Source organism: Mycoplana sp. ABR4_002, assembly GCF_056159645.1.
The window spans coordinates 1756891-1772124 of sequence record NZ_JBSWVO010000001.1 but is presented as its reverse complement, the minus strand read 5'-3'; the positions used below and the strand labels follow the sequence as shown (position 1 = coordinate 1772124).

15 protein-coding genes and 3 tRNA genes are annotated in these 15234 nt (G+C 65.3%); 3 read left to right on the top strand and 15 right to left on the bottom strand.

The genetic code is table 11. From position 1 onward, the window contains the following. Positions 1 to 11 precede the first annotated feature (11 nt). From ACXAGF_RS08625 to ACXAGF_RS08560, 14 genes are all read right to left on the bottom strand, one after another. Complete coding sequence (locus ACXAGF_RS08625; protein WP_475016129.1) at positions 12 to 626, bottom strand: NADH-quinone oxidoreductase subunit J; 615 nt, start codon at positions 624 to 626, stop codon at positions 12 to 14. 141 nt (positions 627 to 767) lie between these two features. Further along, complete coding sequence (gene nuoI, locus ACXAGF_RS08620; protein ID WP_475016128.1) at positions 768 to 1259, bottom strand: NADH-quinone oxidoreductase subunit NuoI; 492 nt, start codon at positions 1257 to 1259, stop codon at positions 768 to 770. Positions 1260 to 1297: 38 nt separating this feature from the next. Further along, on the bottom strand, positions 1298 to 2344 hold the full coding sequence (gene nuoH / locus ACXAGF_RS08615) for an NADH-quinone oxidoreductase subunit NuoH (RefSeq protein ID WP_475016126.1): 1047 nt from the start codon (positions 2342 to 2344) through the stop codon (positions 1298 to 1300). Between the two features lie 19 nt (positions 2345 to 2363). Then, on the bottom strand, positions 2364 to 4442 hold the full coding sequence (gene nuoG / locus ACXAGF_RS08610) for an NADH-quinone oxidoreductase subunit NuoG (RefSeq protein ID WP_475016124.1): 2079 nt from the start codon (positions 4440 to 4442) through the stop codon (positions 2364 to 2366). Between the two features lie 122 nt (positions 4443 to 4564). Continuing rightward, a complete protein-coding gene (locus ACXAGF_RS08605) occupies positions 4565 to 5284 on the bottom strand; it encodes an NADH:ubiquinone oxidoreductase (RefSeq protein WP_475016122.1) in 720 nt (239 codons plus the stop codon). A 4-nt stretch (positions 5285 to 5288) separates the two neighbouring features. After that, positions 5289 to 6593 (bottom strand): NADH-quinone oxidoreductase subunit NuoF, encoded by a 1305-nt coding sequence (nuoF, locus tag ACXAGF_RS08600; protein WP_475016120.1) that lies wholly within the window; start codon positions 6591 to 6593, stop codon positions 5289 to 5291. Between the two features lie 10 nt (positions 6594 to 6603). Then, positions 6604 to 7713: an NADH-quinone oxidoreductase subunit E gene (locus ACXAGF_RS08595; RefSeq protein WP_475016118.1), complete on the bottom strand. Its 1110-nt coding sequence runs from the start codon at positions 7711 to 7713 to the stop codon at positions 6604 to 6606. Between the two features lie 15 nt (positions 7714 to 7728). Continuing rightward, on the bottom strand, positions 7729 to 7986 hold the full coding sequence (locus ACXAGF_RS08590; protein ID WP_475016117.1) for a hypothetical protein: 258 nt from the start codon (positions 7984 to 7986) through the stop codon (positions 7729 to 7731). Then, a complete protein-coding gene (locus tag ACXAGF_RS08585) occupies positions 7986 to 9176 on the bottom strand; it encodes an NADH-quinone oxidoreductase subunit D (protein WP_475016115.1) in 1191 nt (396 codons plus the stop codon). Before ACXAGF_RS08585 ends, ACXAGF_RS08590 begins: the two co-directional genes overlap by 1 nt. Positions 9177 to 9224: 48 nt before the next feature. Continuing rightward, positions 9225 to 9830, bottom strand: a complete 606-nt coding sequence (locus ACXAGF_RS08580; RefSeq protein WP_475016114.1) for an NADH-quinone oxidoreductase subunit C — start codon at positions 9828 to 9830, stop codon at positions 9225 to 9227. A gap of 18 nt (positions 9831 to 9848) precedes the next feature. After that, positions 9849 to 10427, bottom strand: a complete 579-nt coding sequence (locus ACXAGF_RS08575) for a NuoB/complex I 20 kDa subunit family protein (RefSeq protein WP_475016112.1) — start codon at positions 10425 to 10427, stop codon at positions 9849 to 9851. Further along, positions 10418 to 10783 carry an NADH-quinone oxidoreductase subunit A gene (locus ACXAGF_RS08570; protein WP_475016110.1) on the bottom strand — a complete coding sequence of 122 codons (366 nt, stop codon included), beginning with the start codon at positions 10781 to 10783 and terminating at the stop codon, positions 10418 to 10420. Before ACXAGF_RS08570 ends, ACXAGF_RS08575 begins: the two co-directional genes overlap by 10 nt. A gap of 562 nt (positions 10784 to 11345) precedes the next feature. Further along, a tRNA-Asp gene (locus ACXAGF_RS08565) sits at positions 11346 to 11422 on the bottom strand. 48 nt (positions 11423 to 11470) lie between these two features. After that, positions 11471 to 11547: transfer RNA gene (locus ACXAGF_RS08560), tRNA-Asp, on the bottom strand. Positions 11548 to 11983: 436 nt separating this feature from the next. On the opposite strand from ACXAGF_RS08560, the gene ACXAGF_RS08555 reads away from it, so the two are divergent. Further along, positions 11984 to 12059 (top strand) — tRNA-Val (locus ACXAGF_RS08555). Between the two features lie 591 nt (positions 12060 to 12650). Here the strand turns inward: ACXAGF_RS08555 and wrbA are convergent. Continuing rightward, on the bottom strand, positions 12651 to 13250 hold the full coding sequence (gene wrbA / locus ACXAGF_RS08550) for an NAD(P)H:quinone oxidoreductase (protein ID WP_475016107.1): 600 nt from the start codon (positions 13248 to 13250) through the stop codon (positions 12651 to 12653). Between the two features lie 169 nt (positions 13251 to 13419). Here wrbA and ACXAGF_RS08545 point away from each other — a divergent pair, with 169 nt between their 5' ends. Together ACXAGF_RS08545 and ACXAGF_RS08540 are read left to right on the top strand one after the other, a co-directional pair. Beyond that, positions 13420 to 14172, top strand: coding sequence for a competence/damage-inducible protein A (locus ACXAGF_RS08545; protein WP_475016106.1), 753 nt, complete (start codon positions 13420 to 13422; stop codon positions 14170 to 14172). A gap of 216 nt (positions 14173 to 14388) precedes the next feature. Next, complete coding sequence (locus ACXAGF_RS08540) at positions 14389 to 15231, top strand: universal stress protein (protein WP_475016104.1); 843 nt, start codon at positions 14389 to 14391, stop codon at positions 15229 to 15231. The last annotated feature ends 3 nt before the right edge of the window (positions 15232 to 15234 follow it).

The following is a 15234-nucleotide window of genomic DNA, read 5'->3' as shown; positions in this document are numbered from 1 at the left end:
AAGTCCGCGCCTCAAACACCCTGGCCCGGCTTGACCTTGACCACCTCGACGGCGGTCTCGGGCGTGCGGGCGACCTGCCGGGAGATGTCCTGGCGCCTGATGCCTTCGCGATGGCGCAGCGTCAGCACGATCGCGCCGATCATGGCGACCAAGAGCACGAGGCCGGCGATCTGGAAGAAATAGACGTAGTTCGTGTAGAGCACGTCGCCGAGAGCCGCCGTGTTGGTGCGCTCGGTCGCGGCAGGGATCGGCATGGCCGTATGCCCGGCGATCTCCGGCGACAGGGTGGCGCCGCCGACGACGATGATCAGTTCCGCCGCCAGCACGAGCCCCACCAGCGCGCCCACCGGCGCATGCTCGATCAGGCCCGAGCGCAGCGAGGCGAAATCGACGTCCAGCATCATCACGACGAAGAGGAAGAGAACGGCAACCGCACCGACATAGACGACCAGCAGGATCATCGCCAGGAACTCGGCGCCCGTCAGCAGGAACAGCCCCGCAGCGTTGAAGAAGGTGACGATCAGGAACAGCACGGAATAGACCGGGTTCTTGGCCGCGATCACCATGAAGGCCGACGCCACCGCCACGAAGGCGAAGAGATAGAAAAAGAGAGCCTGCAGACCCATGTTGGTGCCTTTTCGTCTTCCCCGGAAAGGCCTGGCCGCATGCCCCCTTTCCGTCGAAGCTTGGCAGCCCTGCGCCACCAAGCACGTGTCCTTATTCCGTTGGCCCGACACCCGCCGGTGACGGCCGTCCCCTGCCCTGCCTCAGCGGTAGGGCGCATCCATTGCTATGTTGCGGGCAATCTCCCGCTCCCAGCGATCGCCGTTGGCGAGCAGCTTCTGCTTGTCGTAGTAGAGTTCCTCACGCGTTTCCGCGGCGAACTCGAAGTTCGGTCCCTCGACGATGGCGTCGACCGGGCATGCCTCCTGGCAGAAACCGCAGTAGATGCACTTCACCATGTCGATGTCGTAGCGCACGGTGCGGCGCGTGCCGTCGTTGCGTCGCGGGCCGGCCTCGATGGTGATCGCCTGCGCCGGACAGATCGCCTCGCAGAGCTTGCAGGCAATGCAGCGCTCTTCGCCGTTCGGATAGCGGCGCAACGCATGCTCTCCGCGGAAGCGCGGCGAGACCGGGCCCTTTTCGAACGGGTAGTTCACCGTCGCCTTCGGCCGGAAGAAATAGCGCATCGACAGCAGGAACGCGCCGACGAACTCCTTCAGAAACAGTGAATTTACGGCCTGTGTCAGACTAGCCATTGCTTAGCTCCAATGCTGCCGAAATCCCCGGGCGGCGATCACGCCGACCCCCCGGTAAGCTTCAGCACGAATGCAACGATGATGACCATGGCGAGCGACAGCGGAAGGAACACCTTCCAGCCGAGCCGCATCAGCTGGTCGTAGCGGTAGCGCGGGACGAAGGCCTTCACCATCGCGAACATGAAGAACACCAGCGAGGCCTTCAGGATGAACCAGACGATGCCGGGCACCCAGTTGAACAGCCAGAAGTCGACCGGAGGCAGCCAGCCGCCCAGGAACAGGATCGTCGTCAGCGCGCACATCAGGCAGATGGCGGCATACTCGCCGAGCATGAACATCATGTAGGGGGTGGAGCCGTACTCGACCATGAAACCGGCGACGAGCTCGGATTCGGCTTCCGGCAGGTCGAAGGGCGGGCGGTTCGTCTCGGCCAGCGCCGAGATGAAGAAGATAATGAACATCGGGAACAGCGCCAGCCAGTGCCAGTCGAGGAACGACGCCGGCAGGCCGAGCATGGTGCCGAGGCCGTCGCCCTGCGCGTTGACGATGTCGGTCAGGTTCAGCGAACCGACGCACAGCAGCACGGTGACGATGACGAAGCCGATCGAGACTTCATAGGACACCATCTGCGCGGCCGAGCGCAGTGCACCGAGGAAGGCGTACTTCGAGTTCGAGGCCCAGCCGCCCATGATGATGCCGTAGACCTCGAGCGAGGAGATGGCAAAGACATAGAGGATGCCGACGTTGATGTCGGCGACCACCCAGTTCTCGTTGAGCGGAATCACGGCCCAGGCCGCGAGCGCCAGCGTCACGGAGACGAGCGGGGCCAGCAGGAAGATCGCCTTGTTGGCGCTTGCCGGAATCACCGGTTCCTTGAAGACGAACTTCAGCAGGTCGGCGAACGACTGGAACAGGCCCCAGGGGCCGACCACGTTCGGGCCGCGGCGCATCTGTACGGCTGCCCAGATCTTGCGGTCCGCCAACAGAATGTAGGCGATGAAGAGCAGGAGGGCGACCAAAAGCAGCAGCGACTGGCCGATGATGATGATCGCGGGCCACACAAAGCTCGAAATGAAAGCGTCCATAGTGCCTATTCCCTCGCGCTTATTCCGCCGCGGCTTTGAAGTTGTTGCGGGCCAGTGCCGAGCACTCGGCCATGACCGCGGAGGCGCGCGCTATCGGGTTCGTCAAATAGAAGTCTTTGATCGGAGACGCAAACCCGGAATTGGCCATCTTCCCGCCTTTTTTCGCGAGCTTGGCCAGATCCAGGCCGCGATCGCCGGCGATCGTGTCGAGCGCGGCGAGATGCGGAAGCTCGGCGTAGAGCTTCGCGCGCAGTTGCGCCAGCGAATCGAACGGCAGCTTCTTGCCCAGCACGTCGGAGAGCGCCCGCAGGATCGCCCAGTCTTCGCGCGCCTCGCCCGGCGGGAAGCCGGCGCGGTTGCCCATCTGCACGCGGCCCTCGGTGTTGACCCAGGTGCCCGACTTCTCGGTATAGGCCGCCCCCGGCAGGATGACGTCGGCGGCATGCGCGGCGTTGTCGCCATGCGAGCCGATGTAGACGGTGAAGGCGGTCTTGCGGCTGAAGTCCATCTCGTCGGCGCCGAGCAGGAACAGCACGTCGGTGTCCGACAGCATCTGCGATGCCTTCTTGCCGCCCTCGCCCGGGACGAGCCCGAGATCGAGGCCGCCGACGCGCGAAGCTGCGGTGTGCAGGATGCCGAGACCGTTCCAGTCGGCGGTCAACGCCCCGACCGCCTCGGCCAGCTTGACGACGTGGCCAAGGACGGAAAGACCGTCGGCCCGCACCAGCGCGCCCTGGCCGACGATGATCATCGGCCGCTTCGCCTTCTTCAGCTTGGCGAAGAACTTGTTCGTTCCGCCGACGACTTCGGCCAGCGTCTCCGGACCGGCGCCGAGATATTCATAGTCGTAGCGCAGCTCGGCGTTTTCGCCGATCACGCCGATCGGGAAGCCGTCCATGCGCCAGCGCTTGCGGATCCGGGCGTTCAGCACCGCCGCCTCGATGCGCGGGTTGGCCCCGACGATCAGCAGCGCGTCCGCCTCCTCGATGCCGGCGATCGTCGGATTGAACAGATAGCTGCCGCGGCCGTAGGCCGGGTGCAGCGCCGAACCGTCCTGGCGGCAGTCGATGTTGGCCGACCCCAGGGCCGTCACCAGTTCGCGTAGCGCGTACATTTCCTCGACCGAGGCCAGATCCCCGGCAATCGCGCCGATCCGGTCGCCCGATTTGCCGGCGACCGCCGCACCGATCGCGGCGAAAGCTTCGGACCAGGTGGCGGCGTGCAGGCGGCCGTCCTTGCGCACATAGGGGCGGTCGAGGCGCTGGGTCTTCAGCCCGTCCCAGATGTAGCGGGTCTTGTCGGAGATCCACTCCTCGTTGATGTCCTCGTTGACGCGCGGCAGGACGCGCATGACCTCGCGGCCGCGCGTATCGACGCGAATCGCCGAGCCGACCGCGTCCATCACGTCGATCGATTCGGTCTTGTTCAGTTCCCACGGACGGGCGGTGAAGGCGAACGGCTTGGAGGTCAGCGCGCCGACCGGGCAGAGATCGACGACGTTGCCCTGCAGCTCCGACGTCATCGCATGCTCGAGATAGGTGGTGATCTCCGCATCCTCACCGCGTCCGATCAGGCCGAGCTCGCTGATGCCGGCGACTTCTGTGGTGAAGCGGACGCAGCGCGTGCAGTGGATGCAGCGGTTCATGATCGTCTTGACGAGCGGGCCGATGTACTTGTCCTCGACGGCGCGCTTGTTCTCCTGGTAACGCGAGCTGTCGATGCCGAACGCCATCGCCTGGTCCTGCAGATCGCACTCGCCGCCCTGGTCGCAGATCGGGCAGTCGAGCGGATGGTTGATCAGCAGGAACTCCATCACACCTTCGCGGGCCTTCTTGACCATCGGCGTGGTGGTGAAGACTTCCGGTGCCTCGCCATTCGGGCCCGGGCGCAGGTCGCGCACGCTCATGGCGCAGGAGGCCGCCGGCTTCGGCGGGCCACCCTTGACCTCGACAAGGCACATGCGGCAGTTGCCAGCGACCGACAGCCGCTCGTGGAAACAGAAGCGCGGAACTTCGGCGCCGGCCTCCTCGCACGCCTGCAACAGCGTGAAATGATCCGGAACCTCGATCTCTTTTCCGTCGACTTTCAGTTTTGCCATATCCGTCTTCCCGCTTTCGCGCAGGCCCTGCCTGTATCAGCGCCACGTCCTTGGCAGGCGATCGGACGTCCCCGCCCTCGCACCTGCCTGAAATCTTTTCCTGCCGGCTCGAAACCCGGGCCTTAGCCGCGGCCCCTTGCCAGCTTCTTTGCCTGCTCCACCCAGCCGTCGCGGGCAATGCGCCCGTCGAGGCCGAATTCGGCTTCGATCTGTTCCACGTCCGAGGCGGTCCAGCGCGCGATATCGGCAAGGCGGAGAATGCCCTTGCCGTTCAGCGCCTGTTCCAGCTTCGGACCGATGCCTGAAATCAGCTTCAGGTCATCGCCCCCGCCTGCCATAGGTCCGGAACCTTTCCGAACCGTTGCCGGCTTGATCGCCCCCTTCTCGGGCGCAGCCGCTGCCGGTGCTGCCTTGGGCGTCAGCCGCTTTGCCGGCCGCGCCTTGCGCGCGGGCGCCTTCACCGGCGCCCCGGACCGCAGCCTTGCCGGCGCGGCCACAGCTTCGCTTGCCACCGCCTCCCCGGGTTCGGCCCCGAGGTCCCTCGCAGGCCCCCAGGCCGCGACGACCTTCGCTTCGACCTCGGCCGCCTCGTCCAGCGCCGCCCTGGTCCGCTCGGCAAAGCCCTGCACCGCGCCTGCAACCATGCCGGCGAACTGGCTGGAGATCCCGAGCCCGATTGCCGTGGCCGCTGCCATCGCGGCGACCGGATGGGCCATCAGCGGCGGCACCGCCATGGCCGGCATTTCCTTCAGCCAGGGCGACAACCCGAAAGGATCCTCGTCCGCGGCCGGCGCCGGCGGGACCAGGGTTGCTTCTGCTGCCTGTCCTGCCGACTTCGTCATCGCCTTACTCCGCTGCCTCAAGCACGGCGCCGTGCGCCATGGCGTTGTGGGTGTACTGGTCGATCCGCTTTTCGATCTCCGGGCGGAAGTTGCGGATCAGGCCCTGGACCGGCCAGGCCGCAGCGTCACCGAGCGCACAGATGGTGTGGCCCTCGATCTGCTTGCTGACATCGAACAGCATGTCGATTTCGCGCTTCTGTGCCTGCCCCTTGGCCATGCGCTCGAGCACCCGCCACATCCAGCCCGTGCCTTCGCGGCAGGGCGTGCACTGGCCGCAGCTCTCGTGCTTGAAGAAGGCGGAGATGCGCGCGATCGCCTTGATGATGTCGGTGGACTTGTCCATCACGATCGCGGCGGCGGTGCCGAAGGATGACTTGACCTCGCGCAGCCCGTCGAAATCCATCGGGCAATCGATGATGTCCTCGGCCTTGACGACCGGGCACGACGCGCCGCCGGGAATGACGGCAAGCAGGTTGTCCCAGCCGCCACGGATGCCGCCGGCATGCTTGTCGACCAGTTCGCGGAAGGTGATCCCCATAGCCTCCTCGACCGTGCAAGGACGGTTGACGTGGCCGGACAGCATGAACAGCTTCGTGCCGACGTTGTTCGGACGGCCGATCGAGGAAAACCAGGCTGCGCCGCGGCGCAGGATCGTCGGGGCAACGGCGATCGACTCGACGTTGTTGACGGTGGTGGGGCAGCCGTAGAGGCCCATGTTGGCAGGGAACGGCGGCTTCAGCCGCGGCTGGCCCTTCTTGCCTTCGAGGCTCTCCAGCAGCGCCGTCTCCTCGCCGCAGATATAGGCGCCGGCGCCGTGGTGGACATAGATTTCCATGTCCCAGCCGTGGATGTTGTTCTTGCCGAGCAGCCTGGCGTCGTAGCACTCGTCGATGGCCGCCTGCAGCGCCTCGCGTTCGCGGATGTACTCACCCCGAACGTAGATGTAGCAGGCGTGCGCGCCCATTGCGAAGCTTGCGATCAGGCAGCCTTCGATCAGCGTGTGCGGATCGTGGCGCATGATGTCGCGGTCCTTGCAGGTACCGGGCTCGGACTCGTCGGCGTTGACGACCAGGTAGTGCGGCCGGCCGTCGCTCTCCTTCGGCATGAAGGACCACTTCAGCCCGGTCGGGAAGCCGGCACCGCCGCGCCCGCGCAGGCCGGACGCCTTCATCTCGTTGATGATCCAGTCGCGGCCCTTTTCAAGAATCTGCTTCGTGCCATCCCAGTTGCCGCGCGCCATCGCCCCCTTCAGGGACTTGTCCTTGAGGCCGTAGAGGTTGGTGAAGATGCGATCCTGATCCTTAAGCATGTTTCACCTTTCAGCGCGGCTTCTTGCCGAAAACCTTGATGTATTCGGCCTCACCGCCCTTGGCGAGCGCCTTGGCCTGCTTGACCCAGTCGTCGCGTTCGATGCGGCCCTTGAAGTTGAGATAGCCGTCCACCCAGTCGCGCTCCGCCTTCTTCCAGCCGGCGAGCTGGGCATAGGTAAAGATGCCGAGCCCGTGCAGGATGCCTTCGATCTTCGGCCCGACGCCCGAGATCAGTTTCAGGTCGTCGGGCATCTCGGGCCGGTCGATCCCCTTGGGCCGGTTCCGGTCCTCCAGCGAGGGCTTCGCTGAGGCCGCAGCGACGGCAGCCTTGACGGGCTTTGCCGCCGGATTGCCGGCCGGAAGCTCCGACTTGCCGTCGGCAGGGCTCTTCACTGCGGGGTTGGTCACCGCCGCTTCGGTCTTGACGCGGCCTGCGTCGGACGGAGGCACGCTGACGGCGTCCCCGGCGCTCTTCTTGGCGCGCGGCGATGGCCTCTTCGCCGCCGCCTCCGGCTCGAGCAGTGTCGTCGGACCACCGACCGGAGCGGAGAAGATCCGGTCGACCTGCGTGCCAGGAGCGACGTCGCCCCCCCTGCCGGCTTCGAAACGGTCGATGATGTGCTCCAGCTGGATCGGCGTCAGGTCCTCATAGGTGTCCTTGAAGACCATGACCATCGGCGCATTGACACAAGCACCCAGGCACTCGACTTCTTCCCAGGACAGCGTGCCCTCGGCATTGCGCTCGAACGGCTCGGGATGGATCTTCCGCTTGCAGACGTTGATCAGTTCCTCGGAGCCGCGCAGCATGCAGGGCGTGGTGCCGCAGACCTGGACATGCGCACGCGTGCCGACCGGCTTCAGCTGGAACTGGGTGTAGAAGGTGGCAACCTCGAGCACGCGGATGTAGGGCATGTCCAGCATGTCGGCGACCGACTCGATCGCCGCCCGCGTCACCCAGCCGTCCTGCTCCTGCGCCCGCATCAGAAGCGGGATCACGGCCGACTGCTCGCGGCCCTTCGGGTACTTCTTGATCGTTGCCTTCGCCCAGGCCGCATTCTCCTTGGAGAAGGCGAAGCTAGCGGGCTGGACGGCCGCATCGGCCAATCGACGAACAGACATTCTTTCGCGCCTTATTCAGTTGATCAGCCCGCAACGCGTCGTCGTCACGGTGACGAACTGACAGGCGTAGGCCGACTTCTCTTTCTGCATGAACACAATGTAGCGGCTGCTGGCTTGCGCCGTGCCCTTGATCTCGTAACCGTCGGCCAGGAGTTGCGCCATCGTCGCGTTCTGGCCCGGTCCGGAAGTCCCGCCGCCGGACACCGACTCCTGTGCCAACGCGGCCGGGGACGACGCAATCAGTGCTGCCATGACGAAAGCCAGTCGACGCATCAGCGATCCACCTCACCAAAGACGATGTCGAGAGAGCCGAGGACGGCCGAGACGTCGGCGAGCATGTGTCCCCGGCACATGAAGTCCATCGCCTGCAGGTGGGCATAGCCCGGGGCGCGGATCTTGCAGCGATAGGGCTTGTTGGAGCCGTCGGCGACCAGGTAGACGCCGAACTCGCCCTTCGGCGCCTCGACCGCGGCATACACCTCGCCCGCCGGCACGTGATAGCCCTCGGTATAGAGCTTGAAGTGATGGATGAGCGCTTCCATCGACCGCTTCATCTGCCCGCGCTTCGGCGGCACGATCTTGCCGTCCAGAGACGACACCGGGCCGACCCGGGCATCGCCGAGCAGGCGATCGACGCACTGGCGCATGATCTTGGCCGACTGGCGCATCTCGATCATGCGGATCAGGTACCGGTCGTAGCAGTCGCCGTTCTTGCCCACCGGGATGTCGAAGTCGAGATCGGAATAGCACTCATAGGGCTGCGAGCGACGCAGGTCCCAGGCCGCCCCCGAGCCACGCACCATGACGCCGGAAAAGCCCCAGGCCCAGGCATCCTCGAGCGAGACCACGCCGATGTCGACGTTGCGCTGCTTGAAGATGCGGTTGCCGGTCAGAAGCTCGTCGATGTCGTCGACGGTCTTCAGGAACGGGTCGATCCACTTGCCGATGTCTTCCACCAGCTGATCCGGCAGGTCCTGATGGACGCCGCCGGGACGAACATAGGCGGCGTGCATGCGCGCGCCGCAGGCGCGCTCGTAGAACACCATCAGCTTTTCGCGCTCCTCGAAGCCCCAGAGCGGCGGGGTCAGCGCGCCCACGTCCATGGCCTGCGTGGTGACGTTGAGCAGGTGCGACAGGATGCGGCCGATTTCCGAGAACAGCACGCGGATCAGCTGCCCGCGGATCGGCACTTCTACCCCGACCAGCCGCTCGACGGCCAGCGCGAAGGCGTGCTCCTGGTTCATCGGCGCGACGTAGTCGAGCCGGTCGAAATAGGGCACGGCCTGGAGGTAGGTCTTCGTCTCGATCAGCTTCTCGGTGCCGCGGTGCAGCAGACCGATGTGCGGGTCGACGCGTTCGACCACTTCGCCGTCAAGCTCCAGCACGAGGCGCAGAACCCCGTGCGCCGCCGGATGCTGCGGGCCGAAGTTGATGTTAAAGTTGCGGACGTTGTGTTCGGTCATGCCGCTTGCTCCAATGGGCGCCGCATCCGACGGATGCGCGCCGCAATATCAGTTCGTCTTCGCCTTCTCGTCGCCCGGCAGCACGTAGTCCGTGCCTTCCCAGGGGGAGAGGAAGTCGAAGTTGCGGAACTCCTGCCGCAGTTGCACCGGCTCGTACACGACCCGCTTGACCTCGTCGTCGTAGCGGACCTCGACGAAGCCCGTGGTCGGGAAATCCTTGCGCAGCGGGTAACCCTCGAAGCCGTAGTCCGTCAGGATGCGGCGCAGGTCGGGATGGCCGGTGAACAGGATCCCGTACATGTCGTAGGCCTCGCGCTCGAACCAGTCGGCACCCGGATAGACGCTGCAGGCCGACGGCACCGGCTCGTCCTCGCCGGTGGCGACCTTGACGCGCACGCGCAGGTTCAGCCGCGGCGACAACAGGTGGTAAACCACATCGAAGCGGGCCGCCCGCGCCGGCCAGTCGACACCACAGATGTCGATCAGGTTGACGAAGCTGCACTGCACGTCGTCCCGCAGGAAGGTGAGCAGCGGGATGAGATCGTCATGCGTCGTCACCAGCGTCAGCTCGCCATAGGCAAGCTTGGTGTCGGCAATCAATTCCCGGCGCACCTCGACGAGATAGGAAGCGAGTTCCTGGAGGGCTTCGCTCATGATGTCAGTCCCCTGCCCTTAGCGCTCGATCGTGCCGGTGCGGCGGATTTTCTTCTGCAGCAGAAGCACGCCATAGAGCAGCGCTTCGGCCGTGGGAGGACAGCCCGGCACGTAGATGTCAACCGGCACGACGCGGTCGCAGCCGCGCACCACCGAATAGGAATAGTGATAGTAGCCGCCGCCGTTGGCGCAGGAGCCCATCGAGATGACGTAGCGCGGCTCCGGCATCTGGTCGTAGACCTTGCGCAGCGCCGGGGCCATCTTGTTGGTCAGCGTGCCGGCGACGATCATGACGTCCGACTGGCGCGGCGAGGCGCGCGGGGCAAAGCCGAAGCGCTCGACATCGTAGCGCGGCATGGACAACTGCATCATTTCGACCGCGCAACAGGCGAGGCCGAAGGTCATCCACATCAGCGAACCGGTGCGGGCCCAGTTGATCAGTTCGTCGGTCGAGGTGACCAGAAAACCCTTGTCGGCCAACTCGTTGCTGATCTCGCCGAAAAAAGCGTCGTCGCTGCCGACCGGCTTGCCGGTGGCGGGATCGATGATGCCCTTGGCGCGCGGCGAGACGAGCGTGGTGCCGGAGCTCAGTTCCATTCCAGCGCTCCCTTCTTCCATTCGTAGACAAAGCCGATGGTGAGGACGAGCAGGAAGACCATCATCGACCAGAAGCCGAACCAGCCCAGCTCATTGAACGAGACCGCCCAGGGAAACAGGAACGCGACTTCGAGATCGAAGATGATGAAGAGGATCGACACCAGGTAGAAGCGGATGTCGAATTTCATGCGCGCGTCGTCGAAGGCGTTGAACCCGCATTCGTAGGCCGACAGCTTCTCCGAATCGGGCGCCTTGTAGGCAACGGCGAACGGCGCGATCAGAAGCGCGATGCCGATCACGAGCGCGATGCCGATAAAGATGGCGATCGGAATGTAGGAGCCGAGAAGTTCAGTCATTGTCGTCCGTCCTGCCTGCGTCTGGCGCGGGAGGTGCGCCGCCGGGTCGATGACCTGCAAGCCGAGAAAAGTATGTTGCAACGCAAGTGTCGTTAGCGCAGTGAGCGACCGCGCGCAAGGCTTTGTCGGGCATTCGCCCATTCATTGCGCACAATTCGCCCACACCGTCCGCCGCTCGCCAAAGCGGTAGCGGCCGCGCTTCGCACCGGTCGCCGCCGGCCCGTTTTTATTTGCGGCGAGCCCACCAAGGCGCCGGCCCCGGCAGCAGCCGTGTCCACCCGCCCGTCAGCGTTGCCATCTCATTCCCGGCCACCCCATCAAACCGCACCGATGGATATACTAAAAGGAATCGCGCGCGTCGCTCGGGGCCATCGCTTCGACCGTCCGCTGCGGCCGATTGAGCATGCGGCATTCTCGCCTTTAGACCGCGCGGCGACAGCGATAGCCGGTGGCAACACGCCCCATCGATGGGCCTCGCCTGAAGCACACGAACGCATGCGGGCCGACGGTCCGGAAAACCATGCCAATGAGCCGACTGAACAGAGAAAGAGTATAGAACAAATGGCGCGAGTGACGGGGCTCGAACCCGCGACCTCCGGCGTGACAGGCCGGCACTCTAACCGACTGAGCTACACCCGCGCATTGGCCTTGCGGCCTTGGCGCCTTGACCATACCGGACGACTGAAGTGGCGCGAGTGACGGGGCTCGAACCCGCGACCTCCGGCGTGACAGGCCGGCACTCTAACCGACTGAGCTACACCCGCATTTTCTTCAAGCGTCCGGATGCCGAGGCACCCTCCCGAAGCGGCCGGGGCCGTTCGATGAGCGGCTAACTAAGGGGTTCGCTTATGGGTGTCAAGCAGGTTTGAAAACAAAACGATGACGGGCCACGAATTGTTGAAAACCTCCGGCAGAATTCCCTTCCGGCCGCTCCGCGCCGGCCGGCCCGGACTGCCGATCGGGCGGCTCCAACCTGATGACGCCCCTCCCCCAACGCGCCGGCTGCGAACTATCCACACCCTGTTGCGCCAACAGGCATTGTGCCGACGCAGCGGACGCGCCGTCCCCGGCCAGACGCCGGCATCGAACCGGGCGCCAATCCGGAGGCCGTCCGGGTCCTTCACAAAAAATTCTGAAAAACGTCGCAAGGGCCCTTGCGGTTTTGTCCGTATCCGCATAGATCACGGCCACCAACGCGGCGGGCGATTAGCTCAGTTGGTAGAGCGCCTCGTTTACACCGAGGATGTCGGCGGTTCGAGTCCGTCATCGCCCACCAAATCTTCCGTAGAAAGTAGATGTTAAAGCCTTGCAACCGCGGGGCTTTCGTTGATTGCAGGCGCCAGGGACCCCCCTCACCTGACCCTTACTACGACCATTGATTCCATTGAGAAACTTGGCGCACTCCCCGCACCATCTGGGCGTTGTCATCCGGGCGAGCCTTTGAGGTGTCCGCTCATGGGGCTCTCCCCGAGCCCGCTTGGGGCCGACGTGGCAGCGCAAAGCCGACGTGGACCTGGCGCCTGCTCCACCGCCCATCGGGGCCAGAGACGTTTGGTCTAGATAGATTTAGCTAATCGTCCGCCGATCGGCCGTGGCGTACAATTGAATTCGTGGCTTGTGCCCGAGCCACATATACGCGACCCGGCGGGTCCCAACCCTTTCGCCGGGTCGCGGCCTTCAGCCGCTCCGACCATTCCCGACCCGTCCTATGATCGTGACGGGATGCCTCACAGCGCCGGCAGAAGCGCGCGGACCGTACCAGCGCGCCGCCGGGCGACGGGAGCGGCCATCCGTGCGGCAAGGACGAATCAAAAGGGCGCGGCCCTGCGCCGCGCCCTTCGTCTTCAAGCGGCCTTCGGCGCCAACCTCAGCCGGCGAGCTTGGCGGCGAGCTTGGCCACGTGCGCGCCCTGGAAGCGGGCCCCCTCGAGTTCGACCTCGGAAGGCTGGCGCGAACCGTCAGCGTCGGTGATGGTGGTGGCGCCGTAGGGCGAGCCGCCCTTGACCGCTTCGACGCCCGACTGGCCCTGGAAGGAATAGGGCAGCCCTGCGACGACCATGCCGTGGTGCAGGAGCGTCGGCAGGAAGGTGAGGATGGTCGATTCCTGACCGCCATGCTGGGTCGCCGACGAGGTGAAGATCGAACCGACCTTGCCGATCAGCTTGCCGTTGAACCACAGCCCGCCGGTCTGATCCCAGAAATTGCGCATCTGCGAGGCAATGTTGCCGAAGCGCGTGCCGGCACCGACGATGATCGCGTCGTATTCTTCCAGTTCGTCGATCGTCGCGATCGGCGCCGCCTGGTCGAGCTTGAAGTGCGAGGCCTTGGCGACCTCTTCCGGAACCAGTTCCGGAACCCGCTTCACCACCACCTCGGCACCGGCGGACCTGGCGCCCTCAGCCACGGCGTTTGCCATGGTTTCGATATGCCCGTAGGCGGAATAGTAAAGAACGAGAATTCTTGCCATTCGTATCTCCTGTCGCGTCTGAAAACCGCGGTCTTTCCGCTTGATTGCGGTCGGCGCGAAGATGTAGCAGTGGGACCGGCCACGAAAGCCGCGGGCGGCGCAACAGACTGTTCACGAACGATTGACAGTCGCCACCGACAGTCAACGAACGATGAAACAAGGACCGCCGATGAGCACGACCAGGATCATCACCGCCGCCATGCTGGCCATCGGCGACGAACTGCTGTCCGGGCGCACCAAGGATCGCAACATCGGCCACCTGGCCGACATGCTCTTTCTCGCCGGCATCGACCTGAAAGAGGTCCGCATCGTCGGCGACGAGGAAGACATGATCGTCGAGACGCTGAACGCCCTGCGTGGCCGCTACGACTACGTCTTCACTTCCGGCGGCATCGGCCCGACCCACGACGACATCACCGCCGATGCGGTGGCCAAGGCCTTCGGCGTCGTCTGCACCCACGATCCGGCAGCGATGGAACTGATGGCGGCGATGTATGCGCGCCGTGGCATGGAGTTCAACGAGGCGCGACAGCGGATGGCGCGGATGCCGGTCGGCGCGGCGCACATCCCGAACAGTGTGTCAACCGCGCCCGGATTCTCGATCGGCAACGTGCACGTCATGGCCGGGGTGCCACAGGTCTTCACCGCCATGCTGGACGTGCTGCTGCCGACGCTCCAGACCGGCGCGCCGGTGCTCTCGCGCACCGTCGCCTCGCCCTTCGGCGAGGGCGACATCGGTACCCAGCTCACCGCCATCCAGAAGGCGCACCCCGAGACGTCGATCGGCTCCTACCCGCGCTTCGACGGCAGCCGCTTCTCCACCGAGATCGTGATTCGCAGCCGCACGCAGGCTGCGTCGGAGGCGGCCGAGAAGGACATCATGGCAATGATCGCCGAGATTGCCGCGGCCAAGGCCGGTTGATCCGCGTCAAGGCCGGCCGGCGCCCGGCCGTGCAGATTGAACCACCACGGCACCGACATCGCACAGTTGTGATGGCGGAAAGCGGTCGGATCTCGCAAATCGCTTGAATCGGCCGCGATTTGGGGGAAGGATCATACGGAAATTCAAGGCATTACCGAGCCAAGCCGGCTGGCGGTCGCTCGGACGCTCTGGCCCCCGACGCGAAGGGAGACTGTCATGACGTACAGGACGATCACCGCCGTGCTCAGCACCTCGGAGGACGCGGAGAAGGTCACCCGGCACGCGCTGGCGCTTGCCGAACGGCACGGGGCGCACCTGATCGGCGTCCACGCCGAAACGCCGATCGTGGTCACCATCGCCGCGCCGATGGAGTTTCCCGACCCCAACGCCATCATGGAGCAGCAGGCCCAGGCGCAGGCCGTGTCGCGGACGATCGAACGCACCTTCCGGGCGCTGGCGCAGCGCTCCGGCGTGTCGCACGAGTGGCGGCTGTTCACCGGCAGCGCCGGCTACAGCGCCAGCGGGGTGATCGACAGCGCCCGGGCGAGCGATCTGGTGGTCGCCGTGCAACTCGACCCGAGCGGCGAAGGCCCGTCGCGCGCCGACATCGAGGACCTGCTCTACGAGAGCGGCAGGCCGCTCTGCCTCATCTCCGACGCCGTCGCCGGGCCGGAAGCGCCCGCGCGCGTGCTGGTCGCCTGGAACGGCACGCGCGAATCGGCGCGCGCCGTGTTCGACGCGCTGCCGCTGCTGCAGGAGGCCAAGGAGATCGAGGTCTTCACCGTCGACGCCCGGGACAGTGCCTCCGAGCATGCGGCCTATTCCGGCGCGGAGATCGCCTCCTCGCTGTCCCGGCATGGCCTGACCGTCACGGTCCAGTCGGCCAGTTCCGGCGGCGACACCATCGCCCATGTCATCAACCGGCGCGTCAGCGAAACCGGCGCGAACCTGCTGGTGATGGGCGCCTTCAGCCACTCCTGGCTGCGCCACCGGCTGTTCGGCGGCGTCACCAGCGCGATGATGAAGGACCTGCGCGTTCCCGCGATCATGTCGCGCTGATCG

Bases quoted from the DNA above. Each gene is read 5' to 3' on its own strand.
- ACXAGF_RS08625 (WP_475016129.1), bottom strand. From the start codon at position 626: ATGGGTCTGCAGGCTCTCTTTTTCTATCTCTTCGCCTTCGTGGCGGTG.
- nuoI (WP_475016128.1), bottom strand. From the start codon at position 1,259: ATGGCTAGTCTGACACAGGCCGTAAATTCACTGTTTCTGAAGGAGTTC.
- nuoH (WP_475016126.1), bottom strand. From the start codon at position 2,344: ATGGACGCTTTCATTTCGAGCTTTGTGTGGCCCGCGATCATCATCATC.
- nuoG (WP_475016124.1), bottom strand. From the start codon at position 4,442: ATGGCAAAACTGAAAGTCGACGGAAAAGAGATCGAGGTTCCGGATCAT.
- ACXAGF_RS08605 (WP_475016122.1), bottom strand. From the start codon at position 5,284: ATGACGAAGTCGGCAGGACAGGCAGCAGAAGCAACCCTGGTCCCGCCG.
- nuoF (WP_475016120.1), bottom strand. From the start codon at position 6,593: ATGCTTAAGGATCAGGATCGCATCTTCACCAACCTCTACGGCCTCAAG.
- ACXAGF_RS08595 (WP_475016118.1), bottom strand. From the start codon at position 7,713: ATGTCTGTTCGTCGATTGGCCGATGCGGCCGTCCAGCCCGCTAGCTTC.
- ACXAGF_RS08590 (WP_475016117.1), bottom strand. From the start codon at position 7,986: ATGCGTCGACTGGCTTTCGTCATGGCAGCACTGATTGCGTCGTCCCCG.
- ACXAGF_RS08585 (WP_475016115.1), bottom strand. From the start codon at position 9,176: ATGACCGAACACAACGTCCGCAACTTTAACATCAACTTCGGCCCGCAG.
- ACXAGF_RS08580 (WP_475016114.1), bottom strand. From the start codon at position 9,830: ATGAGCGAAGCCCTCCAGGAACTCGCTTCCTATCTCGTCGAGGTGCGC.
- ACXAGF_RS08575 (WP_475016112.1), bottom strand. From the start codon at position 10,427: ATGGAACTGAGCTCCGGCACCACGCTCGTCTCGCCGCGCGCCAAGGGC.
- ACXAGF_RS08570 (WP_475016110.1), bottom strand. From the start codon at position 10,783: ATGACTGAACTTCTCGGCTCCTACATTCCGATCGCCATCTTTATCGGC.
- wrbA (WP_475016107.1), bottom strand. From the start codon at position 13,250: ATGGCAAGAATTCTCGTTCTTTACTATTCCGCCTACGGGCATATCGAA.
- ACXAGF_RS08545 (WP_475016106.1), top strand. From the start codon at position 13,420: ATGAGCACGACCAGGATCATCACCGCCGCCATGCTGGCCATCGGCGAC.
- ACXAGF_RS08540 (WP_475016104.1), top strand. From the start codon at position 14,389: ATGACGTACAGGACGATCACCGCCGTGCTCAGCACCTCGGAGGACGCG.